A 25,011-nucleotide genomic window follows, 5' to 3' on the forward strand; every position below is an offset into this window, starting at 1 on the left:
CGTGGTCGAGGACGCCGACGGCGTGGAGGAGACGTTCGACGAGGTGATCTTCGCCTGCAACGCGAACCAGACCCTGATGCTGCTCGACCGGCCCACGTTCCTGGAGCGCTACATACTGTCGTCGATTCGCTATGAGAGCGAACTCCACAACCACACGGTCGTGCACTCGGACGCATCCGTCCTTCCGGAGAACGAAGTCAGACCGCTGGAAACGCGGAGCAATCATATCGAACAGTACGGCGCCAGGCCGGACAACTACGAGATCACCTACATCATGCACAACCAGCAACCGTGGGTCAGTCGGTCCGACAAACCCTGCCTGGTGACCTACAACCCGGTCAGTCCGATCGATGCGCAGAAAATCGTCAAGAAGTGCTGGTTCCAGCACATCGTGCACGACGTGCGCCACGTCGCCTGGCTCATCCAACTGTTCCGATTCATCCAGGGCAGGCGGCGTACCTGGCACTGCGGCGCCCACACCCTGGTGAACAGCCAGGAGACCTGCTTCGTGACCGGCCTCGCCGCCGCCCGGCAGATCGGCGCAGACTATCCCTTCGACGACACCGAGGCCAGGCGGATGTTCAATTACTACGGACGGATACTGCATGGCGGGCGATTCAGGAAGGCGAAGGGTTGAGCACGGCCCGGTTTCGATTGGACCTTCCAATGTCCTGTCGGCGCACGTCCGACCGGTGCGCGCGGTACCACCGGAAGCCGGGCCACCGGAAGCCGGGCCTGATTTCGCCTGATCCAATCCTCTCGCCACCAGCTTCGGACAAATCCTGCTTGTCGCGTTAACGCCTTGTAGTTATAATACTTACAGTCAAGACCGACGCCGCGCATCCTGACACGGCGATCCTTCGATCCGCCGACGAATGCCCTCGGACCGCGGTAGACCGCTGGAGGAATGGCCTTGCATTCATCCGAAACGATCGCAACGCTGACGGCCGACGCGGATACTGGGCTCAACGACAGCCAGGCCAATGATGGGCTTCATCCGTTCCCGGAAGGCTGGTACCTGGTCACGACCCGCGAAACGCTGCAGCGGGAAAACCTGATCGAGAAGCAGTGGATGGGGGAGGATATCGTCGCTTGGTGCGACGAGGAAGGCCGGGTCTGCGTGGCCGAAGCCGTGTGTCCGCACCTGGGTTCCGACCTGGGGCCGAAGGTCGGCGGCAAGGTGTGCGACGGCCGCCTGGTCTGCCCGTTCCACGGATTCGAGTTCGATACGACCGGGCAATGCGTCGCGACGCCCAACGCTCCGGCGCCGAAAGCTGCTCGGTTGGCCGTGTACGAGACCCGGGAGATCCTCGGCATGGTCTTCGCCTGGTACGGACTCGGCGGACGGTCCGCGCACTGGTACCTGCCGGACGACCCGCCGACCGGCAGCGCGTGGGGCAAGTTGGGTTACCGAACCCTCCGGTTTCGCAGTCACCCCCAGGAAACCGCGGAGAACTCCGTGGACATCGGCCACCTGCGTTACGTGCACGGCTACGACAACGTAAACCCGGTCGGATCAGTCACGGTGGAAGGCGCCTACCTGAAGAGTTGTTTCGACTTCAAGCGCGTCCGCAGCGTCCTGGGCGTTACGGACATGGTCTACGAGGTCTCGGCTGTCACGCACATCCACGGACTGGGATACTCCTACGTGGAGATCCATGAGAAGACCATCGATATGCACGCAAGGCTCTGGGTCCTCCCGACCCCGGTCGACGGCGAGTACATCGACCTCGTGCTGGTCAGCCAATTGCGGGAGATCCGGAAGCCGCGGCGGTTCGTCTCCGGCCTGGGATTCCTGCCGTCGAAGCTGCGCCGGCGACTGATGAACCAGATCCTTCTTTCGCAGCAGAAGCGGGATGTGCTGCAGGACGTGGTGATCTGGGAACGAAAGCAGTTTCGCACGCCGCCCCGGCTGTGCAAGGCCGACGGCCCCATCGGCCTGTACCGGCGTTATTGCCGTCAGTTCTACGCTGCCCGATGAACTACCGGCCGTTCTCGTGTACCGCCAGGGTCTCCAGCACATCCTGATGGATGAGCGCTTCGAAGGCGTCCCGCGCCGGGAGTCCGGCCGCCTTCGACAGCAATTCCCCGGCACGCTCCCGGCCGCCCTCGTTATCGAGTTCGGGTAACTTGAGCGCGTATTCCAGCAGGACGATCATCGAGTCCGGCGCGAGTTCCAGCGCCCGTTCGTAATGGATGACCGCGCTCTCGCGGTTCCCCTTGTACAGGAACCGGGCTACGCGCCCGGCCCGGGCTATACCGGCATGCCAGCCCCCGAAGGCCATGTGCGCATCGGCGAAGTCGGGATCGATGGCAAGCGCGGATTCCAGCAGTCCACGGACCCTGCCCGCCAGGCCCCGGCGAAGCGCCGTAAACGTGCCGACGGTCAGCGCATACCGGCCAACGGCGTGCGCGGACTGGTAATACGCTTCTTTATTGGTCGAATCGGCGCGCACCGCCTCCTCGCCGAGTTTCATCGCACGTTCAAAGAACCCCTTCCGGTCATCACTGGCCGCAACGTAGTGGCCGTACACCGCGAGCGATTGCGCCGCCAGGGCGAATCCCACGGACGTCCCGACCGCTTCCGCCAGATCCGCGGCCTCGAGAAAACGGCCTTCCTCGAAAGCGGTTCGCGCGTTGTCGATCGGCTGCGCGTTCACGCTTGACTGGGCGGTTGCACCAAGCTGAGCGTTCACGTCGGGCTGGGCATCCCCACCGGACTGAGCGTTCACATCGGGCTGGGCGTCCGCACCGGACTCGGCATTCACGTCAGACTCGGCATCCGCACCGGGCTCGGCATACACGTCGGACTGGCCGTCCGCACCGGACTGAGCGTTCACGTCGGGCTGGGCATCCCCACCGGACTGAGCGTCTGCAGTGGCCACGACAGCAAGGCAGCACACAAGAAGCACGAGCGCCCCGATCGTAGCGAGACGCGCAAATCGCGAAAGTGTCATCTTGCCATCTCTGTTTATTCGGGTCTAAAGAGGTTTGCGAGCCAGGAAACAGTACAGCGGTGTGAAGATACCTGTCTTGCCACCCGAAACATAGGCGTCCGCGGTGCGATCAAGGAGCCGGACGACTTCCGATGAACCCTTCGGTAGCAGACGCAGCATTTCGGCCATCTTCGATCCCGCGATGATGGCTTTACGGCCCCATGGAAGCCTGCGCAGCGTATTCCCCAACGTGCCGTGACGACTATCCATGGTACGATACCAGGGCGTGGACGGTCCTTCCTGGATGTCCCGGTCCTTTCCTTCAATGACGTGGAATCCCGCCGCTTCAAGCGCGCGATTCACTTCTTCGAACGTCGCGATGTCGTTCAGTGCAATACCACGCCGGAGTTCCTGCTCAATAGCACGGTGGCTGGCGTCTTCCGGATCGAACTTGTCGGTCAGGCACATTTCCTGGCCCCAGAACAGCGCGCCCGGTTTGAGTACGCGGTATATCTCCTCGAACGCGCGTACCTTGTCCGGCGCGTGGCACGTCGACTCGATGGCATAGCCCCTGTCGAACGTCCCGTCCTCGATGCCGTCCATATTCATGAAGCTGCATGCCTCATAATCGACCATGTGGCCGATTCCCGCCTCGGCGTTCAACTTCCTTGCCTGTTTGAGTTGGACTTCACTGATGTTGATACCGACGACCTTGACACCGGTCTCACGGACGACGCGGCGCATAGGGCCGCCGACCCCACAACCAACGTCCACCACCGTCATGCCCGGCTTCAAGTCCAGCTTCGAGATCATCAACCGCTGATGACGGACGATGGATTCTTCCAGGCTCTCATCGGGTGTGAGTGGTACGAAATGCAGGGATTCGTTCCAACCCCACACCATGAATCCGCTGCAAAGATCATAGTACTCTTGCACCGTTGACGCATGGTCGTATCCGCCCGTGCCGTCGGATTCCGGCGCCGCCCGGGCCGACCGGGCCGACCGGGCCGACCGGGCCGACCGCGCGATCCAGCCGTCGAAGTGCCGGACACGACCCTTGACGCCCGTTCCCCGGTAAGCCTCACGCAGATCTCTGGACAGTTTACCCAGTTTCAATACGGTGACATCTCCCCTGGAATTCGTCTCAACGGCTTCAGACAGGCAACTCGCGTCTCTGCTCGGTGATGACGAATTTCAGCTTCTTGCTCGGTTTCAAAGAGGGAAACGGATTGAACTTGAGCTTGAAGTTTGCGGGCGACATTTCGAGCCTGAAGTAATGCGCCAGCAACAGCAGGTTGACCGCCAGTTGCAGTTCCATCCAACGGGTGCCGAGGCACATGTGCGTGCCCAGTCCGTACGGAGCGTATCCGGGACTGCGATGTTCGTGGCGCGGCGGCAGATAGCGGTCGATGTCGAATTTGTACGGGTCGGGAAATATGTCGCGCATGTAATGCGTGGCGGTCGGCGCGATATGGAGCCGTTCTCCCAGGGGCAGTTCGTACCCGTCGAAAACACACACGTTCATTACGTTTCGAATTGACATGGGCACGATCGGGTACATGCGCATGCACTCCATGAGGAAGCGGTGCGTAACGTCGATCGCGGGTGGTGCGAGCGCCTCTGCTTCCGGATCGCCGTTCCCGAACAAGGCATCGGATTCCTCTCGGATTTTCTCGTAGAGCGCAGGCTGTGACACCATGGCGTATACCACAAGGCTATACATATCGCCCAGGTACACGCTGGCAATCAACGCCGCGGAAAAGGAAAACCGCAGGTTGGATTCAGGGAGAAACTGCGGGTCGCTTGCGTGGAGGCTGAGGTACTCGTCCACGAGGTCCCGCGGGCTGTCGGCCCGTTGGGCAGGGGTATGGACGCCTTCTATTCGTTCCATCAGCGTATCCAGGGCTTTCGCCCGCCGTTTCATGCCCGGGGTGTTCAGCGTGAATTTAGGCAGGATCCTGGCGACGTGCACGCTGAGCGCCCGTTCCTTGAACTTCATCAGATCGTCCAGGACGTCCTGGGAATCGACGCCGATAAACAGGGGCGAAAGTTGTGAGTTGATCATCCGGCGGCACATGGTCGAAGCGGTATAGGCGTCTCCGACGTTCCAGCTTGCCATGTGACGGCGCGCATGTTGGTAGAGCTGGCCCAACTGCCCTCCCAGTCTCCCGCGGGAATACGCTGGCGACAGGGACTTGCGAAGCCGGAAGTGATCGGCGCCGTCCAGGGAAGGCAAGAGGCCGGATGCCCCGTAGACCTTCTCGAATTCGCTGAAGTAATCCCTGGCCCTCAGGTACATGCGTCCGTGCTTGTGCACCCAGCGGTTTACCTCGAGTCCTGCCATAAAGACCATGGGCCTGGCGAACGGAGGACGGATCTTGAACACCGGACCGTACTCCTCTGCCAGGCTCGCAAATAGCGCGTTGAGGTTGCCGTCTCGTACGTGCGGGTTTCGCAGCAGTTTACGAAGCGAAACCATCGGGATCTTACGCGTAAAAGCGGCCCGGCGAAGCGTCGGGCTGGCCATTTTGTGTGAGACTGCTTCGGCGATTGACCGGCCGATTTCGTCCATCTTGCAGATGAACTCGATGCGCTGCTCCGACTCTTCGTCGAGTTGGAACATGAATCGAAAAACGTCACAGGTATTGACCAGGCATATGACGATGACGTCTCTCGGGTCGGGTATCTCGTTCATGAAGATCGCCCGGCTGATCCGCGTTCTGATGAACTGATTCGCCGTGCCCTTTTCGTCCTCTTCGTACAATCCCATCTTCCAGTCGACTCGGGCCAGCGTCCAGAACTCGCCGTCGTGGTGTTCCAGGACTTTCATTTCTACCAGGCGATCCAGCACCGAATCGATAATCGTCTCCGCCCGGGGAGCCAGCCGTTCGATCCAGTATTGCGTATTCTGCTGATTGGGCTCGCTCGCGATTTCCTCGAGTATGAAATCGATGGTGGAATTGCCCGTGGGCGTCTGGTCGAGGAGAAACAGGGACTCCACATCCGTGTCGATGCGGGACCTGAGTGAGAGTTCCGCAAGCACGGCACCGACCACGGCGCAATGCAAATGCCAACCGGGCACCTGGTGGAAGTAGCCGGTCTCCTCGTTGAGCAGCATCAGGATGAGTTCCTGAGTCAACGTAAGCGGTTGGGGCTTCGTGCCTTTATTGGTTTCAGTCATCAGATCTGCCCTCCCTTCATCATACGCAGATGAATGGTGGAAAGCGCGGGAACGACCATCATGATTATAACCGTAACAAAGAGTATACCGCAACCGAGCGATGCGGCAAAGGGAACCAGAAACTGCGCCTGAATGGCGGTTTCCAGAATCAGCGGCGTAAAACCTAGAAACGTAGTCAGGGAAGTGAGCATAATCGGACGAAAACGACCCTTTGCGCCCTCGATGATCGCGGTCCGTATCGGGTCGCCCTCCTTGCGTTTCTGATCGATGAAATCAATCATGACCAGGGAATCGTTCACGACCACGCCGCTCAGGCCGAAGATTCCCAGAAAGGACACGGCGCTCAGGGCTACGCCAAGGACCCAGTGGCCCAGGATCACTCCGATGAATCCGAAGGGGATCACCGCCATGATGATGAACGGCTTGGTATAGGATCGCAAGGGGATGGCGAGCAGTGCGAAAATCATGATCAGCGCGATCGCAAACCCGCGATACAGCGCATCCAGGGAATCGAGCTGCTGTTGTTGTTCACCTCCGAACGTGTAGGTCAGATCCGGGTACACGTCGGTCAATGCCGCAAGGATCGAACCTTCCAGGATGTTGTTGGCCTGGTCGCCGGAGATGACCGCGGCGTCCACGTCCGCGGAGACCGTGACGACACGCTGGCCATCCTTCCGCCGTATGGCCGGCGGCGAAACGCCCGGGTTCAGCGTGGCCACGCTGACGACCGGGACCTCGGCCCCGCCCGGCGTGCGGACCAGGTACCTTTCGATATCGGTGATGGAACTCCGCTCATCGGCGGGCAGGCGCACGTAGACGCGGACCTCTTCCCTGCCGCGTTGGACCCGGACGGCATCCGCGCCGAAAAACGCCGCGCGCGTCTGTCCGGCCAACGCTTCCAGCGTCAGATCCAGGGTACGCGCTTCCGGCCGTAGTTCAAGCTGCATTTCCGGAATGCCCGGGGTGTGATCCGACCGGATGTCGTGGACACCCGCCACTTCCCGGAGACCGTCGACCACGTCGTTCGCAATCCGGGCGAGCAGTTCAGGGTCCGGATGGGACAGTACGGCCTCGACCGGGTTGCCCAGGTCAAACACCGCGCCGCTGAAGGTGAGGCCGCGCACGTAGGGAAGTACGCCCACCTCTTCCCGCCATGCCTGCACGACCTCTCCGGATGAGATCTGCCTTTGCTGCGCACTCAGGAGTTTGAATTCAATGGTAGCGATGTTGGCCTGGGGATTGAGGGTGGGAGCCGGATTGAGTCCGCCTTCGAGTCTCGATCCCATACCGACGGTCACCGTAACGCCGCTCAGCAGCGGCGGCGCATCCTCGGGCCGGCCACTCGAGAGCCGTTCCATGACCCGATGACCCGCGGCCTCCAGTTCCTGTGCCACCTCGTATGTCCTCGGGGCGGTCGTCCCATCAGGCATCTCCAGGACGACTGTCGCGAAATCCCCCTCGATGTCAGCGGCCAGCGTAGTGGGTACGATGCCCGCCGGCAACAGCGAGATGCTGAGCACGAGCATGCCCACGGCGCCCCCCATCGTGATCGCGGGCTGATCCGTCGCGAACCGCAGCGCGCGGTCCAACAGACCCTGCACGAACCGGTTCAGCAACTCGTTTACCCGACCCTGGATTCGAGAGAAGAAACGTTCGAATACGTTTACCGGCACCCATTCCGGACCCTTCAAATGGGACAGGTGGTTGGGTAACACCAGCAACGACTCGACCAGGGAGACCAATAGCATGGCGATGATGATGACCGGCAGAGCCCGCCATACGTCACCGATGCCGCCGGGGATGAACAGCAGCGGGACGAAAGCGACCACCGAAGTGAGCACCGCGAAAGTCAACGGCACCTTTATCCGTCGTACACCGCGGATCGCGGCTGTAACGCCGGGCGTTCCCCGGCTGCGTTCGTATTGAATGTGCTCGGATACGACGATGGCGTCGTCGACGACGATCCCTATGGCGAGTACGAAGGAAAACAGGCTGATTTCGTTGATCGACACACCGAACGCATTCATGACGGCCAGCGCGCCGATACCCGAAACAGCGAGGCCGGCGGCGACCCATATCGCAAGCCGGATCTGGAGAAACAGGCTGAGCGCGATCAACACCAGCAACAGTCCCAGGATTCCATTCTTGATCAGGAGATCGGCGCGTTCCTCATAGACCTGGGATTCGTCATTCCACATGGTAACGGCCACGCCGTCCGGCAGTGCCGGGATCACCTCGTTTTCCAGAAGTTCCCGGACGTTCGTCGCGACGTCCATCACCTGTTCTCCATCGGCCCGGTACACCTCGACGAATACAGCGGGATGGTTCTGATGCCGGACGATAAGGTCGGATTCCTGAAAACCGTCGCGGACCACGGCAATATCCCCGAGACGAACGACGGTTCCGTCACGCCTGCTGAGCAGGACGATATCTTCGAAATCCTGCTGGTCGTAGTTCTGGCCCAAAGTCCGGATCCGCACCTGGGATTCCCGGGTATCGATACTGCCGGCGGACAGGTTCAATGAACTGCGACGGATGGTATCGGCGATGTCGTTGAGTGTCAGGCCAAAGGCGCTCAGCCGATGGAGCGGTACCTCGATGGAGATTTCGTATTTCCGAACGCCGCTGACGTCGACCTGGGACACGGACGGAAGCACCGTGAGTTTATCCTCGATCTGATACGCCAATTCCTTCAGCGAGCGCTCGGACACGTCGCCGTAGACGATGAGCCGCATCAAGCTCATGCGGTTGTCCATCTCCCGGAAACTGGGACGATCGGCACCGGCCGGGAAAGACTGTATGCGATTGACCGCGGACTCGATATCGTTCAACGCCTGCGCCATGTCCGTACCGGAATCCATTTGAACCCGCACGGACGCGATTCCCGGGGCCGCCACGGACTTGACCGCCTTCACGTCATCCAGTCCGCTGACCTGATCCTCGATCTTGACGACGATCGACTCCTCGATCTCCTCCGGCGTGGCGCCTGGATAGGCCATCGACACTTCAATGTGGTAGAAGGGCGTGGTGGGCCACGCTTCACGGTCGATGCCGGTCAGCGAAACCAGGCCCGCGGCTACGATGGCCCACATCAACAGATTGGCGGCTACGCTGTTGCCCGCCATGTAGGCGATCGGACCGGAAGGTTCTTTATGATTGCCGTTTTCCATGCTCATGGGGTCTGGCCGGTCTCCGTCTGGACACGCATGCCTTCCGTCGTAAACCGGATCCCGCCGGTGACGGCGGCCTGGCCTTCTTCGAGGTCACCCGTCACATAGGCTATATCGCCGGTACGCTGAAGTACCTGCACTGGAACGATATGTACTGCGCCGCCATCACGGACGATCCAGACCTCGTTGCCGGATTGCAGCGCCGCTCGCGGAACCAGGTAGTAATCATCCCGCTCAAGACCGTTGATTTCCACTTCGACGTACTTGCCGACCAGCAGGGGGGGATTGCCGCCAGGACGAGCCGTGCCGTCCATGGGCTGTCCCGATCGAAAGGGATCCGGTACGCGTACGATTACGTCGATGGTGCGCGTTTGCCGGTCAACGTATGGCTCGCTTCGGTCCACGTAACCCGTCCAGGCATAGGATCCTTCACCGAAACGGGCGATTACGCGCGCACCGACGCTCCGGTTCCCGTCGCCCGCCGAAAGCGACCACAACCCAGGAATCAATGCGGCATCGGAATCGGATAGCGGCACGACGACTTCCACGGCATCGGCGGCGAAAACGCTTGCGACCGGCTGGCCGGCGGCAACGATCTGTCCCACATCCACGGACTCTTCCTGTACGAAGCCGTCGAAAGGTGCGGTTATATGGGTTCTGGACAGGGCGAGATTGGCCTCGGCGAGACGTGCTTCATCGCGATCCAGTGCGGCCTGGGCCGCCTTCAGCTGTGGATCTCTCAACGCGAGTGGATTTGCGTTGTCTTCCGAAGAAGCATTCCCTTTGCGCGCAGTGTAGAGATCGTGCTGTGAACGGGCAATCGACGCCTGTTCCTCCTCCCGCAGCAATGCCAGTTGACTGGCCGCGAGACCGGCCTCCGCTTCCCGCACCCGGTACCGGTAGTCGACATCCTCGATGCGGAAGAGCGTATCCCCCGCCGCGATCCGGCCGCCACTCAGGAACCCCGGGTCGACCCACGCGATTCTGCCGCCTACCTGCGAAACGACATCGATCTCCGCACTCGGCCTTACCGTACCGGAACCGAACACCGGAACGGGTCCGGATCCCGCGGTGACCAGGCCCGTCTGAACGAAGGGTACCTGGGGCGGCTGTTCCGTGCGCGTCGGTTGCGGGGCCAGCGAAATCAACAGGGCGGCCAATGCCACGGAAACTCCGAGTATGCCGCCGGCAACGAGAAAACTGGTTAAACGCGACATGGCTTATTCACTCCGTTGGAGGACGGGCAGAAAGACGACCGTCCGGCTGGGGCTGCCGCAGCATGAGACGCTCACGGTCGGTGGCGGTCCAGGTGCCGCCCAGTGCGCGATGGAGAGCGAGCCTGGCGTAACCCAGGTCCCGCGCCGCTGCCGCCAGTATCGACTGCGCCGCTAAATGGGTCTGTTCCGCCGCCAGGAACGCTTCGTATGCCCCCACGCCTGATACGTATCTTTGCTCCTGCAGCGCCGATTCGGACCGGGTTTCATCGGAGATGGCGGCCAGCAGCGCATGTCTGCGGCGACTGGCGTCGAGTCCCACCAGGGCCGATTCGACTTCGTTTACCGCGGTGACTACGGAGCGTCCATAGGCGGCAGCGGCCTCGTTCAGCCGCGCCTCCGCGATCGCTATACTGTTCCGAATCCGGGAACCCTGGAATACGGGACCCAGCAAATTCGCGGTGAGGTTCCTGAACCATTGATCGGGGTCGAACCATTCGCTCGAATCGGTGCTTTGCAGGCCGATCGCGCCCTGCAGAGACAACCTAGGCAGCAGGTCGGCGCGCCGCGCGCCGACGGAAAACCGCGCCGCTTCCACACGCTGCATGGCCGCGAGGACATCGGGCCGCTGGACCATGAGATCGGCCGGGATGCCCGCGGGGACGGGATCGAGTGAAGGCGCAGGACCGGCGGAATCGGACAGCGTATGTGCCAGGTCGGCCCGGAAGCCACCCATGAGTATCCAAAGGCGCCCCTCGGCGTCCGCACGCAGCGCTTCGATCTGCGGCAATTCAGCCTGGGCTTCGCGCAGTCTGCGCCGCGCTGTGTGGAGATCCTCCAATTCGATCAGTCCCCGTTCGTACCGGGACTCGGCAAGCGATTCCAGTTGTTGCAGGACGGCCACGATCTCGCCGGACAGCGCCTGCTGACGGCGCAAACTCGAAATCTCCAGATAGGTACGGACGGTCTCGGCCAGCACCCCCATGCGTGCGCTGAGATAGTCCGCCTCCGTGGCCGCCAGTTCGGCCTCGGCGGATCGCGTATCGTTGCGGTTGCGGCCCCAGAAATCGAGTTCGTAGGCGAAGTCCATACTCAGGGTATAGGTGGTGAGTCCCAGACGGTCGGGGATCTCCACGCCCGCCGCGCTCAGGGATTCCGGGTCCAGCCCGACTTCCTCCAGTTGCGCTCCGATGCCGGCGTTCGTCGGACCGTCGAAGTCGTTCACGCTTAACGAAGGCTGAAGCAGGGGAAACGCCGCAGCCCGGGCAACGCCCGCCCGGCTCCGGGCCTGCTGTACCCGGGCGACCGCTCCGGCCAGGTCGAAATTCGAAGAGAGCACTTCCTCGATTACCCGGTCGAGGACCGGATCTTCGAATGACTTCCACCACGCCAGGGGCCGGTACGCACCGGAATCCGCTACGCCGGCGGCAAACGCGCCGGGCGTTTCCGGTACCGATTCGAGCACCGGAAGGTTTCGGTTCGGCGCCAGGGAACAGGCCGAGAGGAGCAAAATGGAGAAAAGTACGGAATAACGTACCATGTCGATTCCATGCCCGGGGCCGCGATCGACTGTCTGACCCTCTGCAATGAAAACCCGCATGCACTGTTCGATTCAGTCCGACAGAACCTGGAAGCCCTGTTAACTTACTATATTGTAGCGATTTAACAAGAATAAAGGTTGGATCGCGCTATCACCAATGGCGCTTCAATGACGCAGTCGATACGAGAATCGGCCTGCCCTTCGATTCCATGCCGTTATTGACAAACAGCCGAACATCCGCTAACATTCCGCGGTTTCCAAACACGGCCATACACGGTGTAATCCCACCATGAATCAAGTCTCTTGAACCAGCCGATCCTCACGCTCAGCGACCTCGCGTTCACCTACCGGGACGCCGCGATACCCGCGCTCGACCAGATCAACTACCATCATCGCCGCGGCGAGTTTACCGTGATCGTCGGCGAGACCGGCGCGGGAAAATCCACCCTGTGCCGCTGCCTGAACGGGCTGATCCCCTCCTTTACAAAAGGCAGGCTCGACGGAAGCCTGCAGGTAGCCGGCCACCAGGCATCCGAACGACCCCAAGTCTACGAACTGGCACGGATCGTCGGCCTGGTCTTCCAGGATTTCGAGGCACAGTTGTTCTCCACCAACGTGGAACTCGAGACGGCTTTCGCGCTCGAGAACTTCGCCGTGGACCGCGATCAGATGAAAACCCGCGTCAAAAAGGCGCTGAACCGGGTCGGCCTGTCGGGTTTCGAACAGCGGGACCCCTCCAGTCTGTCGGGGGGCGAGAAGCAGCGGCTGGCCATCGCCTCGGTGCTTGCGGGCAGTCCCTCAGTGCTTGTCATGGACGAACCGACGACCGATCTGGATCCTATCGGAAAACGAGGCATATTCAAGCTCGCCCAGGTCCTGCGGAACGAGATTGAAGGCATCGTCCTGGTGGAGCACGAGACCGAACACGTCCTGAGCGCGGACCGGATCCTGTTGATGCACGAAGGGCGTATCGTCCAGGAGGGACCGCCCGGCGAGATACTGGCCGATCCAAGGAACGTGGAACGGCATGGCGTACGGCCGCTCCAGACCACGGTGCTGCTGTCCGAACTGGGCCTGGAGACCGATGCCCTGACCATACCGGACGCGGCGGCACGAATCCGTTCGGCCGGATGGCGCGTCAAAAAGTCTGCCCAGGAGAGCCTGGAAGGCGCGCGGTGGCGTGACTCGTCGGTTGAACCACCGCAGGAACCGGCGCACGAAACAGCCGGTGAACGACCGGGAGCGATACAGGATGAAACGCAGCGCGAACCGTCACGTGAACCACCGGTAGAACCGCGCCAGGCCGTCATACACATCGAAAACCTGGTCTTCAGATATGGCGAAGCCCTGCCGGCCGTGGACGGGGTCAGCCTGGACATCGCGGCCGGCGAATTCGTCGCGCTGGTCGGGCAGAACGGCTGCGGCAAGACGACGCTCGCCAAGCACCTCAACGGACTACACACCCCGACGGAGGGTAAGGTCCGGGTCCTGGGCAAATCCACCACCGACTGGACCCTGCCCGATCTGGGACGCCGCGTCGGATACGTGTTCCAGAATCCTGACCATCAGATCTTCGCCAATACCGTGCGGGACGAAGTCGCCTTCGGCGCGCGGAACTACGGGTTCTCGGAAGAAGAGGTCGGGGAGAAAGTAGACAAAGCCCTGGCAGAAACCGGCCTGCCCGGCCGGGACCTCGAGGACCCCTTCAACCTGACCCGGGGAGAAAGGCAGCAACTCGCCGTGGCATCGGTGCTGGCCACAGACCCCGGGATCCTCGTCCTGGACGAACCGACCACCGGGCTGGACTATCACGGCCAGGTCGCCATACTGAACCTGGTCCGGCGGCTTAACGAATCCGGCCGTACCGTGGTCATGATCACCCATTCCATGTGGGTCGTCGCCGAATACGCCGACCGGTGTATCATCATGTCGGGAGGGCGCGTCGTCCAGGATGGAGACGTGCGGACGTGTTTCAGCAATCCCGACTTGCTGGAATCGCTGTACCTTGAAGCGCCCGAGGCCGTGCGTCTCGGTTATGAATTCGGACTCGTGGCACGTTCCGTCAAAGAGATTGCCGACTGCCTGGAACGCGTGGAGGAATAGATCCCGGCCGCACAGGATCACGGCCGGCGGGCAAGACTGCCTGTTCCGGCCATTCACCGAACGCCCGGACTGCCCATGGTGCTCTACATACCCTCTGATTCCCTGCTGCATCGGCTCCATCCCTCGACGAAGATCGTGGGACTGGCCCTGTTGCTGATCCTCACGGTGGCCTTTCAGTCGCCCTGGTACCAGCTGGTCATCCTGGCAGGTGTCCTGTTGCTGGCGCGTTCGGCCGGCGCGTTCAGAAACCTCCGCCGGATCCTGCCGCTCATGATCACCGTGCTCGTGTTCAGCGTCGTATCCTGGTCGCTGTTCAGACGCGTCGGCGATCCGTTCTGGTCCTTCGGACTGTTCACGCTCTCGACGGAGTCCATACGGTTCGGGTTCGCCATGGGATTCAGGCTCGAGGCCATGCTCGTTTCCGGCATGGTCTTCGTTTCCTGTACGAAAGTGGAGGAATTCGCCTACGGACTCCGGGCCATCGGGCTGCCCTTCGCCGTCAGTTTCGCGCTCTCCCTTGCCTTTCGGCTCGTTCCCCTGTTTTTTACGCGTATCGGTACGGTCGTCCAGGCCCAGCAGGCACGGGGCCTCGATCTCAAGAGCGGGAACGTTTTGCAGCGGGCCCGCAAGTACGTGCCGCTGCTGGTGCCCATATTCGTTTACGCGATCCGCGATACCGACCTGCTCTCCATGGCCCTCGAATCCAAGGGTTTCGGCATGCGGGGCAGGAGAACGGAGTACCTTGCTTTTCCCTTTGTCTGGCGTGACTATGCCATTCTGGGGTTGCTGTTGGTCCTGAATATCGCGGGCTGGCTGATGCCGGTCCAGTGAGCGATTCACAGGGAGAGGCTTCCGGAGAGGTGCCGCCGATACCGGAGGAGCATCAAATGGACCGACGATACAGGGCAGGTGTGATCGGACGCACCGGCCGGGGCAACTACGGCCACGGCCTGGACACGGTGTACCTCGGCATGGAGGACGTGGACATCATCGCCGTGGCCGACGACGATCCGGACGGCCTGCGGGAAGCGGGCCGGCGGCTGGGCGTGCGGAACCTGTATACGGACTACCGGGAAATGCTGCGCAACGAGTGGTTCGATATCGTCAGCATATGTCCCCGCTGGCTCGACCAGCACGCCGCCATGACCCTGGCCGTCGCGGAAGCGGGCGCGTGTATTTTCCTCGAAAAACCGATGGCCCGCACGCTGTCCGAGGCCGACGCCATGATCGAGGCCTGCGAGAAGGCCGGGGTGATGATGGGCATCGCCCACCAGGGCCGCATGCACGCGGCCGCGTGGCACGCCCGTCAACTGCTCGCCGACGGCGCCATCGGTGATATACTCCACGTCCGCATGAACGGCAAGGAGGACCATCGCGGGGGCGGCGAGGACCTCATGGTACTGGGCACCCACCTTTTCGACATGCTCCGGTTCCTCCTGGGCAGAAACCCCGCCTGGGTGCAGGCGTCGGTGACCATGGCCGGCGGCCGGCCGGCGACCCTGGAAGACGCCGTGGAGGGTCCGGAGGAACTGGGCCTCATCGCGGGCGACGCCATCCACGCGATGTACGGTTTCGGCCACGGCGTGACGGCCACTTTCGAAACGCGCCGCCACCAGGCTCCCCACCCCCGGCGGTACGGGATGTGGGTGTACGGTTCAGAGGGCATCATGACCGTCCACGAATCGTCCCAGCAGATCAGGATCCACGAGTCGCCGGTCTGGCATCCGGACGACGACGCGGCGGTTCGCGACGTTACCGCGGAAGCGCTGGAACTTGAGCCCCCCGAGCAGCCTTCAATGAGCGCGCTTCAGGCGGCGGCCAACGCCGCCATCGTCCGCGACGTGTTCGAGGCGAGACGGGACGGGCGCAGGCCGGTGAACAGCGGATACGACGGTCGCTGGGCACTGGAAATGATCCACGGCGTCTTTGCCGCCCACCTGGCGGAAAGCCGTATCGCCCTGCCGCTGGAAAATCGGGACCACCCGTTGTTGCCGAACCTGATCTAGCAAGGACGCCTACAGAGATCCGCCATGAAAACCACCCGCGTCCGTGTCAAGCCGGTCAATTTGAAGCGATTCACGTGGGACGGATGACCAATATGAGTACGCGCACCGTAAGTTCCGCTGCATCAATGTCCGCGGCGTCTTCGGCGCCGGATGGGTCCTGCCGCGACAAAATGGGCCGCATCGGCCTGCCCGAACCCGTGTCCTCGCTCGCGAAACGCGACTGGGACGCGGTCGTCGTGGGCGCCGGGCACAACGGCCTGGCCTGCGCGGCCTACCTCGCCCGCGCCGGGAAGCGGGTGCTGGTCCTTGAAGCCCGGGAACGCGTGGGCGGCGCCTGCACACTCGAAGAAACCTGGCCGGGTTACCGCGTATCGCCCTGCGCCTACCTCGCCGGCCTGCTCCATCCCCAGGTGATCGAGGAATTGGATTTCGCACGCTACGGCTACCGATGGACGCCGGCCGAAGCGGGCATGTTCGTACCCTTCGAGGACGGGTCGAGCGTACAGCTGTGGGAGGACGACGACCGCTGCCTGGAGGAGATCCGCCGCCTGTCGCCCCGGGACGTGGAGGGCTTCCAGGCCATGTACACGCCCATGCGGCGCATCCGGGAGGCCCTGCGCCCGCCGGGCGAGGAAGACATCTGGATCGGACGGGCGCCGACCCGGGAGCAGATCGAAGAACGTCTCGAGGGCGACCAGGAAGCGATCGGTCTGCTCTTTGAATGGTCCATGGTCGAATACGTCGAGCGGTATCTCGAAGACGAGCGACTGCGCATGGCCCTGACCGGCCAGGGCGTGATCGGGACGAATGCCAGCCCCTACGAACCCGGAACCGCCTCCGTGCACGTTTTCCACTCTACGGGAACGATGGCCGGCATGCCTGGCATGTGGGGGTACGTGCGAGGCGGCATGGGCATGGTGTCCTTCATGCTGTGCGACATCGCGCGAGACTCGGGCGCCGTGGTGGCCGCGGGCGTGCCCGTTGCCCGCATCATGCCCGGCGAGGGCGTCGAACTGGAGGGCGGCGAGCGCGTCCGCACGAAGGCCGTGGTATCGAACGCCGATCCCCGGGTCACGCTGCGCCTCCTCGGCGACGCGGCCGACGGGACATGGAAGGCCCGCGTAGAATCGGTGCCCCAGACCGGCGCGACCGTCAAGATCAACGTGGCCCTCGCCGAATTGCCGGATTTCACCAGCCGGCCGGGGACGGACGAAGACCACCACCGGGGGCAGGTCAACATCCCCCTTACCGCACAACAATGGCACGAATACCACGCCATCGCCGGAGAAGGCCGGTTGCCCCCGCGCCTCTGGGAGGAACTTTACTTCCATACCGCCCACGATCCGAGCGTGGCGCCGGCGGGCCGTCACACCATGAGCATCTTCGCCCAGTTCGTCCCCTACGCCTTCGCCGAGGGCGACTGGGATTCCCGGAGAGAGGAGGTGGGGAGGCTGGCCCTGGCATCACTCGGCCGCTTCTGCAGCAACATGCCCGATGCCGTCCTGCAAATGGACGTCATGGGACCGCCGGATATCGAAAAGAAGGTGGGGTTGACCGGCGGCCATATCTTCCAGGGCGAGATCCTGCCGGCCTACATGTGGGAGAAACGCCTCGAACCGAGGACACCCATGCCCGGGGTCTACCTGTGCGGGGCGTGCACCCATCCGGGCGGCAGCGTGATTGCCGTCAACGGGCGTAACGCGGCGATGGAAGTGCTGGGGATGTACGGGGATCAGTAGGCCTGGGCGTAGACGACCTTTCGTTCTGACGTCCGCCCGCAATACGCGCAGGCGCCCGGATCGGCCTCCCAGTCCATGGGGACGCACCGGATCGTGTTTCGGGTTTCGTCTTTTATCGCGGCTTCGCACGCCGGATCGCCGCACCAGTAGGCGTGGATGAACCCGCTGTCGCCGTTCGCGGCCGATACGAAGGCTTCCCGGTCCCGGATCTCCCGGGAACGGGTTTCGCGGAAATCCAGGGCGCGCTGGAACATTTCCCGCTGCACGGTCTCCAGCAGTTCACTAACCCGATTGCCCAGGGACTCGAGGGAAACGAACTCCTTCTCCCCCGTATCCCGGCGCACGACCACCGCCTGGCCGGACGCGATGTCCCGCGGACCGAGTTCCACGCGCAGCGGCACGCCCTTCGTTTCCCACTCGGTGAACTTCCAGCCCAGGCCGAACTGCTCGCGGTCGTCCACCTTCACCCGCACGCCTTCCAGCGACGCAACCAGCCTGTCGACGGCTTCTTTCACGACCGCCTGTTCCTCGTCGGACTTCGCGATGGGAATGACGACGACCTGGTGAGGCGCCAGGCGGGGAGGCAAGACCAGTCCCCGGTCGTCGCCATGGGCCATGATGATGGCGCCGACGGTCCGGGTGCTCATGCCCCAACTCGTCTGGTAGACGTGTTCGCGCGACCCGTCCCGCGTCTGAAAATCGATGTTGAAGGCCCGGGAGAAGTTCTGCCCCAGGTCGTGCGAAGTGCCCATCTGCAGGGCCCTGCCGTCCTTCATCATGCCTTCGATGGCGTAGGTCTGCAGCGCGCCGGGGAACTTCTCGGCGTCGGTTTTCGGACCGAACAATACCGGAATCGCCATGTAGTCTTCGGCGAAGGTGCGGTAAATGTCCAGGATGCGCAGGGTCTCTTCCTCGGCCTCCGCCGCCGTGGCGTGGGCCGTGTGACCTTCCTGCCAGAGGAATTCCGTCGTCCGCAGGAAGGCCCTCGGCCGCAGTTCCCACCGGAAGACGTTGGCCCACTGGTTGATCAGCAGCGGCAGGTCGCGATAGGACTGGATCCACCGGGCGTACATGTCCGCGATTATGGTCTCGGAGGTCGGGCGGACCATGAGGCTTTCTTCGAGTTTCTTTCCCCCGCCGTGCGTAACCACGGCGCATTCGGGCGAGAACCCCTCCACGTGCTCCGCTTCTTTCTGGAAGAAGCTGTCGGGAATCAACAGGGGGAAATAGGCGTTTACGTGACCGGTGTCCTTGAACATCCGGTCCAGCACCGCCACCATGTTCTCCCAGAGCGCGAAGCCGTATGGCCGGATGACCATGCAGCCACGGGTCGGTGCGTTGTCGGCCAGTTCCGCTTTTGCGATCACTTCATTGTACCAGGCCGAGAAATCGTCTGACTGCGCGGTCAGTTTTTTTGCCATGACTCCACCTTTTCGTCCGAAGATATCGCGAGATAGAACCGGCCGATCTCGACTTCGAAATTGCGGCCGTCCGCGTCCCGCATTTCATATTCGCCTTCCATGGTGCCCCACTCCGTGTCCAGGGGGCAAAGGCTCTGGTATTCGTGGTTTTCCCCGGGCTCGAGTTCGGGCTGCAATCCCACGACGCCCGGTCCTCTGACTTCGCTACGCTTGCCGTCGGCGTTGATGATGACCCAGTGACGGTTGATCAGCTTCACCCACCGCTCGCTGCCATTGGTGATTACGATACGGTACGCGAACACGTACTGGCTCTGGCCGGGATCGGAATGATCGGGCAGATAGCCCGGATATACCTGGACCCGTATGCCATGGGTGACGGTGTCGGAATTCAGTGGTGTCGGCATCGCGTTGCTCCCTGGAATCGACCCGATAAAACGAAGGTGTATAAGATAAATACGGGGGGCTACATCGACAAATAAAAAACCGAGGGGAAACACCTTCCCCGGCGGCGAAATCCGGACTAAAAACACCTTGACACTCCGGGGCCGCATCCCTATCCTGTCCACGGCATAAAACCGTATCCACCGGGGAAGATTCGGTATGGTCAATCCAGGTCTTGAAGGCGTCGTAGCCGCGCAGACGGCCATCTGTTTCATCGATGGCCTGCAGGGCAGGATGCTCTACCGGGGCCACGACATTCACGACCTCGCCGCCCATTCCAGTTTCGAGGAAACCGCCTGCCTGCTGTGGCATGGCGACCTGCCCGGGTCGGGACAGCTGACTGAACTCGGTGAGCAGCTCATCGCCGGCAGGACATTGCCTGCAGCAATCCTGGACTTGCTGCGGGCGATCCCGCGCCGCACGCCGTCCATGGACGTGCTCCGCTCTGTCGTGTCGTTCCTGTCCGCCTACGACCCGGATGCGGCGAACCACACCCGCGAAGCGAACCTGCGCAAAGCCGTCCGGCTGACCGCCCAGTTTGCGTCCGTTACCGCCGCCTGGCACCGGATCTCCGGTGGCAGCGACCCCATCGCGCCGAGTCCGGACCTGGGCCACGCCGCAAATTTCCTGTACATGCTGAACGGAACGATCCCGGACGCCGACCACGCGAAGGCCTTCGACATCGCCCTGATCCTGCATGCCGACCACGAATTGAACGCATCGACCTTCGCCGCCCGGGTCACCGCGGCCACGCTGTCGGACATGCACTCGGCGGTCACGTCGGCCGTCGGCACGCTTAAGGGACCGCTGCACGGCGGCGCCAACAAGGACGTGATGGACATGCTCAACGAGATCGGGGAGAGCTCCCAGGCCGCGGACTATGTCAGGGAGAAGCTGGCCGCCGGGGTGAAGATTCCCGGATTCGGTCACCGCGTATACAAGACGGAGGACCCCCGTGCGACGCACCTGCGCCGCCTCTCGGAGGAACTGGGCAGGATGGCGGGCGACCTGAAGTGGTATGATATGTCCCGAGTGATCGAACAAACCATGATGGACCTGAAGGGAATCGCCTGCAACGTGGATTTCTACTCCGGCTCGGTCTACGCCAGCATGGGCATTCCGGCGAGGTTGTTCACACCGGTTTTCGCCTGCAGCCGGATCAGCGGGTGGACCGCCCATCTCCTCGAACAGTACGCCGACAACCGGATCATCCGCCCGGTGGGCGAGTATACCGGACCGACCGAAGCACCGTACATACCTTTGGAAAGCCGCCCCGCCTGACCGGGGGCACCAGCCGCCTGACCACGGTACGCCCCGCGAGGCGGTGAAGTCGCCCGTGCACAAGCCGTCTGACCACGGTACGCCCGCGCGGCAGTGTAATCGGCCGGGTACCATTTGAACGACTAGACCGGATCGGGGACAGGTAACATGAGACAAGCCTTCCGTAAATTGATCTTCGCGGCATCGATCAGTTTCTTCACGCTGCCGGCGTCCGGACAGTTCAATTTCAACCTGGGCGGCGAAGTGGCCCGCCCCGCCGCGGGTCTTGCCGGTCTCGTCGAAGAAGACTACGGTTACGGTGCCCATGCCGCCCTGACGTACTGGTTCAGCTATCGCGTCCAGCTGGTCTGCTCGGGCGGCTACGTCACCTACGGTAGCGAGAAGATCAAGTCCCGCACCGAAGCGGAGGACCTGGTCGACCAGGGTCTCGACGCCATCGTCGACCGGATCGAGGGCAACTACTCCAGCATACCGGTGACCGCCGGCCTGCGATTCTACCCGTTGGAACGGCTGTTCGTACAGGGCGCGGCCGGCGTGGTATACAAGCGAACGCGGCAAATGGGTAACGCCAACGCGAATGCGAAAGAACGCTTCGTCACGGAAAGAGACCTGGTCGTGTCCCCCGGCATCGGACTCCTGCTCGGCCGTTTCAGCCTCCAGGCGCAGTACAACGTGTCCGGCGACGACTGGAAGTGGATGAGCCTGGGCGTGTCGATGATCTTCGGGAAGCTGTAGGTCGTCACTTCATTTCAGCGTGACAATGAGGTCTTTACATCATGCCTGTTTTCCCTTACATCGGCTCTCAGTTCCACGATATCTGCCATAGTCCTTTCCTGTAGTGTTCCGATCTCTCTTACCAGGTCGTTCTTGGCTGGATCCAATTCACGTTTTTCGACCATCTTGCCTCGCAGGAAGAAAATCCAACTGAAAATCCAAACTGACACCGCCACTAAAATCACGGCCGCCGGCATTAGATAGTCAACCATTGCCATTTCCAATACTCCCTACCTGATTCATTGTCGTGCGCATTTGCTGGTATAATGATTGGTCGCGTTCCGAATTTGGATTCTCGACGTTTTTCAAACTGCAATGGTTTTTGACATGCACCATGCAGTCAAGGCAGGTACCCGCCGCGGTATTTATCGATCAGGCTCCAGAGAATGGCCGCGGTCTCAACGTCGGGCACTCCGCCATAGTCCGAGGGGCGAAAGTGCATTTGAAACGCGCGTACGGCGAAGCGCGTCTGGTGGTCCAGTTCGCCGGTTGGTTCGACAAGGTATCCGAGCCTGAGCAGCGCGGTCTGCACTCTTTCGACCGTAGGTAGCTGGACCTCGAATTGCGCCATGTAACGCAACCTGGTTTCCTCTTCATACCAGGCGCCAATGCCTTCGTCGTACAGCCGTCGCCAGGGAAAGAGGGGGCCCGGATCCGACCGGCGCCGGTGTGGGACCGCAATATCGGAGTGAGCGACGAAATTGAGCGGCCTTATGCGGGGGTGCCGTTGCTGAATGCCCCGAAGCAATTCGATCAACATCTCGATCTGCGCTTCACTGAACGGCGGGAAATCACAGACGAACGCGTCCGGACCGCTATCCTCGACCGCTGACGTATCCGATACGCAACTAAACTCGTTTACGATCTCGATCCCGATGGATCGGGCATTAAGCCCCGTATCCCCGGCCCAGTAGCTGACACCGGCGTGCCATGCCCTTTGGCTTTCCTTCACGAATTGATGCAAACGCAACCGGCGATGTCCGTAGGTAGGGTCGTTTTCGTCGGGAATCAGATAATGTGCGCTGACCGGACGCCCGGTCCGGGTGGTGAGCAACCTTACAGACTCCGCGTAGTTCACCGAGGTGGCGTGAATTACCACGTAATCGACCCGGCTGTTCTGGTTCGTCGACTCGATATAGATGACGTTCGAACAACCGGCCATAAACATCGAAAGCATCCACAACAGACCAAACCGCGTAACACGGGTAATCTTCATGTCAGGTTCCGTTCGCAACAAAGGTAGCGGCGCTTTTATTTGTGATTGAAACGCCGAGTGCGTTGGTGCACATTCATGGGGCGTATTGCCGCGTGACATTTCTAGCCAGGATTTACAATGTAATGGATCCGGTGTAGAATCCAATCAGGAAGCGGGTTCGGTTTAACTTAACGCGAATCAATACGAATTTGTGAATGGGGACAGCCCCGATGGACTTGATCGTCAAACGCTCCTCTCCGGAGTATTGAATGAGCGCGTTCAGGGAAGCGAGAGACCGCGGCGGCCGCTACCTGCTTGGCCAATTACACGCGGACGGCAGTTTCGGCGATCCCCGTCTCGGCGTCACCGAGTACTACAAGGTACCCGCCGCGTTTCTCGTGTGCGGCCTGTCTCATGCGGCAAACCGCCTGGTCCGGTGGATCAGGCAGAATGGGTTCCTCCCCGACGGCGACTTCGGACCGCGTCCCGCCAACGAGCTCGACAGCTACTACTACACCTACCACAACGCCTGGGTGATCAAAGCTGCACACCGCATGGGCGCCTTCGACCTGGCCTGGCGCGGCATGGACTTCCTCATCGGGTTCCGCGACCACGCCAGCGGCGGCTTCTACTCCCATCCGACGGCTCGCGACGGCGGTACCAAACAGGATCTGTGGGTCGTGAGCGGCTGTGGCTGGTGCGCCGTATACACCGGCAGACTGGACGTGGCCAGGGGCGTAGGCGCCTGGATGCGGCGACTGATGGAGGAACAGCCCGATTTCCCGAACGCGCTGTGGACGGTCTACAGCCGCGAACGCGGACTGATTACCGAGGTGATGGACGGCGACGACTTCAGGTACGTGTTGACGCGGGACGAGTCGCGGGACCAGTCCTTCTACCATCCCGGTATCGCGGCGGGTTTCCTGTGCCGGCTGTACATGGCCACCGGCGAAGCGGAATGGCTGGACCTCGCGAAGGAGTACATGCGGTTCTGTGAGCACGTGGGGGATTATCACTTCAGCCTGTTGCGTGCCGGCAAGGTCGGTTGGGCCGGCGCGATGCTCTACACACTCACCGGGGAAGCGAAGTATCGCGACATGGCGATCAGGGTCGGAAACAATCTGGTCGAAGCCCAGCTGGGGAACGGAGCATGGGCCTGGCCTGAGATGGGCATTCCGGGCCCCCACAACGACATCACGGCCGAGATGGTCGTGTGGCTCGACGAGATATACCAGGCGATCGGCGAAGACTAGACCGCATCTGTCGGATGCTCCCGCGCGACCACCGCCCGCGTGCTGCGGTCTTCCGCGGACAACCGGCGTGCGGTTCCTGCCCGGAGCAGCGCGATATCCCCCGGTTCGAGCGTAACGTCCCGACCGTCCAGCGCCAATCGCACCGCCCCGCTCAGTACCATCCAGTGCTCGTTCCGGTTCAGCACGGCGTCATGCTGAGCATTTACTTCTTCAAAATGCTGCAGCCGCCATTCGGAAATGGGGCACCTTGGGACGGGATGTCGTATGGGGCCGGTATTCATGCCACCGGGAACGACGAAACCGGGCACGGTGGGCTCGGGCGGTCCATACTCCTCCACGGTGAGGTGCAGCGGCCTGCCCGCCCGCTCCAGGCGCGTCACGATGGCGTTGTTCTCGTAGGGTGTGAACATCTGGAACTGGTGCACGCAACCCATGGGCGTATAGACCAGGGTATTGGGCGTGATCTCGTGCCTTACGCCGTCCAGCTTGACCTCCCCACGGCCTGTCGTGAACAGCCAGAGCTCGTCGTTGTCGTGGTAGTGCGGCTCCACGCCGGTCCCGGCCCCGCCGTCCGGAAAGTGCCGGTAACAGTTCAGGGCGGTCCATTCCGGGAATACACCCTGTTCCCAGTAGGTCTGGTTCGAATTGAGCGAACGGATCATGTATCGGGCGTCTTCAATGACCATGGTTCCTCCACGATCGACGAACTGGCGGTACCTCGTTTTCGCATGTAGATTATGTCCAAAGGTCCTCTCTA

Annotated in this window: 20 protein-coding genes; 9 read left to right on the forward strand and 11 right to left on the reverse strand. The window is 62.0% G+C overall.

Annotated features, from left to right (window positions below; all coding sequences use genetic code 11):
• Together OXH56_14830 and OXH56_14835 are read left to right on the forward strand one after the other, a co-directional pair.
• Positions 1-637, forward strand: a 637-nt coding sequence (locus OXH56_14830; protein MCY3556586.1) for a hypothetical protein, incomplete at its 5' end; no start/stop codon positions are given.
• Between the two features lie 276 nt (positions 638-913).
• Entirely contained in the window at positions 914-1,981 is a 1,068-nt protein-coding gene (locus OXH56_14835; protein MCY3556587.1) for a Rieske 2Fe-2S domain-containing protein, read from the forward strand.
• A gap of 1 nt (position 1,982) precedes the next feature.
• Here OXH56_14835 and OXH56_14840 read toward each other — a convergent pair whose 3' ends face one another.
• Genes OXH56_14840 through OXH56_14865 form a run of 6 tightly spaced genes read right to left on the reverse strand, consistent with a single transcriptional unit; the run spans position 1,983 to position 12,041 of the window.
• Positions 1,983-2,957 carry a hypothetical protein gene (locus tag OXH56_14840; protein MCY3556588.1) on the reverse strand — a complete coding sequence of 325 codons (975 nt, stop codon included), beginning with the start codon at positions 2,955-2,957 and terminating at the stop codon, positions 1,983-1,985.
• Between the two features lie 24 nt (positions 2,958-2,981).
• Positions 2,982-4,052, reverse strand: coding sequence for a class I SAM-dependent methyltransferase (locus OXH56_14845; protein ID MCY3556589.1), 1,071 nt, complete (start codon positions 4,050-4,052; stop codon positions 2,982-2,984).
• A 37-nt stretch (positions 4,053-4,089) separates the two neighbouring features.
• Positions 4,090-6,117 (reverse strand): cytochrome P450, encoded by a 2,028-nt coding sequence (locus OXH56_14850; protein ID MCY3556590.1) that lies wholly within the window; start codon positions 6,115-6,117, stop codon positions 4,090-4,092.
• The gene (locus tag OXH56_14855; GenBank protein ID MCY3556591.1) at positions 6,117-9,293 is read right to left on the reverse strand and encodes an efflux RND transporter permease subunit; all 3,177 of its coding nucleotides are present in this window, start codon (positions 9,291-9,293) and stop codon (positions 6,117-6,119) included. Before OXH56_14855 ends, OXH56_14850 begins: the two co-directional genes overlap by 1 nt.
• Positions 9,290-10,504, reverse strand: a complete 1,215-nt coding sequence (locus tag OXH56_14860; GenBank protein MCY3556592.1) for an efflux RND transporter periplasmic adaptor subunit — start codon at positions 10,502-10,504, stop codon at positions 9,290-9,292. The genes OXH56_14855 and OXH56_14860 overlap by 4 nt, the downstream gene beginning before the upstream one ends.
• 7 nt (positions 10,505-10,511) lie before the next feature.
• Complete coding sequence (locus tag OXH56_14865; GenBank protein ID MCY3556593.1) at positions 10,512-12,041, reverse strand: efflux transporter outer membrane subunit; 1,530 nt, start codon at positions 12,039-12,041, stop codon at positions 10,512-10,514.
• 303 nt (positions 12,042-12,344) lie between these two features.
• Between OXH56_14865 and OXH56_14870 the strand changes: the two genes are divergently transcribed.
• From OXH56_14870 to OXH56_14885, 4 genes are all read left to right on the forward strand, one after another.
• Positions 12,345-14,144, forward strand: coding sequence for an energy-coupling factor transporter ATPase (locus OXH56_14870; GenBank protein MCY3556594.1), 1,800 nt, complete (start codon positions 12,345-12,347; stop codon positions 14,142-14,144).
• Positions 14,145-14,219: 75 nt separating this feature from the next.
• The gene (locus tag OXH56_14875; protein ID MCY3556595.1) at positions 14,220-14,975 is read left to right on the forward strand and encodes an energy-coupling factor transporter transmembrane component T; all 756 of its coding nucleotides are present in this window, start codon (positions 14,220-14,222) and stop codon (positions 14,973-14,975) included.
• 56 nt (positions 14,976-15,031) lie between these two features.
• Positions 15,032-16,150: a Gfo/Idh/MocA family oxidoreductase gene (locus OXH56_14880; GenBank protein MCY3556596.1), complete on the forward strand. Its 1,119-nt coding sequence runs from the start codon at positions 15,032-15,034 to the stop codon at positions 16,148-16,150.
• 92 nt (positions 16,151-16,242) lie between these two features.
• A complete protein-coding gene (locus tag OXH56_14885) occupies positions 16,243-17,889 on the forward strand; it encodes an NAD(P)/FAD-dependent oxidoreductase (GenBank protein ID MCY3556597.1) in 1,647 nt (548 codons plus the stop codon).
• On the opposite strand, the gene proS is transcribed toward OXH56_14885, so the two are convergent.
• Both proS and apaG read right to left on the reverse strand, forming a co-directional pair.
• Entirely contained in the window at positions 17,883-19,310 is a 1,428-nt protein-coding gene (gene proS / locus OXH56_14890) for a proline--tRNA ligase (protein MCY3556598.1), read from the reverse strand. The genes OXH56_14885 and proS overlap by 7 nt on opposite strands.
• Positions 19,295-19,714: a Co2+/Mg2+ efflux protein ApaG gene (gene apaG, locus OXH56_14895; protein ID MCY3556599.1), complete on the reverse strand. Its 420-nt coding sequence runs from the start codon at positions 19,712-19,714 to the stop codon at positions 19,295-19,297. Before apaG ends, proS begins: the two co-directional genes overlap by 16 nt.
• Positions 19,715-19,910: 196 nt before the next feature.
• On the opposite strand from apaG, the gene OXH56_14900 reads away from it, so the two are divergent.
• Positions 19,911-21,032, forward strand: coding sequence for a citrate synthase (locus OXH56_14900; protein MCY3556600.1), 1,122 nt, complete (start codon positions 19,911-19,913; stop codon positions 21,030-21,032).
• 147 nt (positions 21,033-21,179) lie between these two features.
• Positions 21,180-21,767 (forward strand): hypothetical protein, encoded by a 588-nt coding sequence (locus OXH56_14905; protein ID MCY3556601.1) that lies wholly within the window; start codon positions 21,180-21,182, stop codon positions 21,765-21,767.
• Positions 21,768-21,781: 14 nt separating this feature from the next.
• Here the strand turns inward: OXH56_14905 and OXH56_14910 are convergent, their stop codons facing one another.
• A complete protein-coding gene (locus tag OXH56_14910) occupies positions 21,782-22,024 on the reverse strand; it encodes a hypothetical protein (GenBank protein MCY3556602.1) in 243 nt (80 codons plus the stop codon).
• Positions 22,025-22,146: 122 nt separating this feature from the next.
• Positions 22,147-23,022: an N-acetylmuramoyl-L-alanine amidase gene (locus OXH56_14915; GenBank protein ID MCY3556603.1), complete on the reverse strand. Its 876-nt coding sequence runs from the start codon at positions 23,020-23,022 to the stop codon at positions 22,147-22,149.
• Positions 23,023-23,270: 248 nt separating this feature from the next.
• Here OXH56_14915 and OXH56_14920 point away from each other — a divergent pair, with 248 nt between their 5' ends.
• On the forward strand, positions 23,271-24,254 hold the full coding sequence (locus tag OXH56_14920; protein ID MCY3556604.1) for a hypothetical protein: 984 nt from the start codon (positions 23,271-23,273) through the stop codon (positions 24,252-24,254).
• Here the strand turns inward: OXH56_14920 and OXH56_14925 are convergent.
• Positions 24,251-24,940: a cupin domain-containing protein gene (locus OXH56_14925; GenBank protein MCY3556605.1), complete on the reverse strand. Its 690-nt coding sequence runs from the start codon at positions 24,938-24,940 to the stop codon at positions 24,251-24,253. The genes OXH56_14920 and OXH56_14925 overlap by 4 nt on opposite strands.
• Positions 24,941-25,011 lie beyond the last annotated feature (71 nt).

The sequence above is a fragment of the Gemmatimonadota bacterium genome (genome assembly GCA_026702745.1).
In the GTDB taxonomy this organism is placed as follows: domain Bacteria; phylum JAAXHH01; class JAAXHH01; order JAAXHH01; family JAAXHH01; genus JAAXHH01.

Bases quoted from the DNA above. Each gene is read 5' to 3' on its own strand.
- OXH56_14840 (MCY3556588.1), bottom strand. From the start codon at position 2,957: ATGACACTTTCGCGATTTGCGCGTCTCGCTACGATCGGGGCGCTCGTG.
- OXH56_14850 (MCY3556590.1), bottom strand. From the start codon at position 6,117: ATGACTGAAACCAATAAAGGCACGAAGCCCCAACCGCTTACGTTGACT.
- OXH56_14855 (MCY3556591.1), bottom strand. From the start codon at position 9,293: ATGAGCATGGAAAACGGCAATCATAAAGAACCTTCCGGTCCGATCGCC.
- OXH56_14860 (MCY3556592.1), bottom strand. From the start codon at position 10,504: ATGTCGCGTTTAACCAGTTTTCTCGTTGCCGGCGGCATACTCGGAGTT.
- OXH56_14865 (MCY3556593.1), bottom strand. From the start codon at position 12,041: ATGGTACGTTATTCCGTACTTTTCTCCATTTTGCTCCTCTCGGCCTGT.
- OXH56_14875 (MCY3556595.1), top strand. From the start codon at position 14,220: ATGGTGCTCTACATACCCTCTGATTCCCTGCTGCATCGGCTCCATCCC.
- OXH56_14880 (MCY3556596.1), top strand. From the start codon at position 15,032: ATGGACCGACGATACAGGGCAGGTGTGATCGGACGCACCGGCCGGGGC.
- OXH56_14885 (MCY3556597.1), top strand. From the start codon at position 16,243: ATGAGTACGCGCACCGTAAGTTCCGCTGCATCAATGTCCGCGGCGTCT.
- proS (MCY3556598.1), bottom strand. From the start codon at position 19,310: ATGGCAAAAAAACTGACCGCGCAGTCAGACGATTTCTCGGCCTGGTAC.
- apaG (MCY3556599.1), bottom strand. From the start codon at position 19,714: ATGCCGACACCACTGAATTCCGACACCGTCACCCATGGCATACGGGTC.
- OXH56_14900 (MCY3556600.1), top strand. From the start codon at position 19,911: ATGGTCAATCCAGGTCTTGAAGGCGTCGTAGCCGCGCAGACGGCCATC.
- OXH56_14905 (MCY3556601.1), top strand. From the start codon at position 21,180: ATGAGACAAGCCTTCCGTAAATTGATCTTCGCGGCATCGATCAGTTTC.
- OXH56_14910 (MCY3556602.1), bottom strand. From the start codon at position 22,024: ATGGCAATGGTTGACTATCTAATGCCGGCGGCCGTGATTTTAGTGGCG.
- OXH56_14915 (MCY3556603.1), bottom strand. From the start codon at position 23,022: ATGAAGATTACCCGTGTTACGCGGTTTGGTCTGTTGTGGATGCTTTCG.
- OXH56_14920 (MCY3556604.1), top strand. From the start codon at position 23,271: ATGAGCGCGTTCAGGGAAGCGAGAGACCGCGGCGGCCGCTACCTGCTT.
- OXH56_14925 (MCY3556605.1), bottom strand. From the start codon at position 24,940: ATGGTCATTGAAGACGCCCGATACATGATCCGTTCGCTCAATTCGAAC.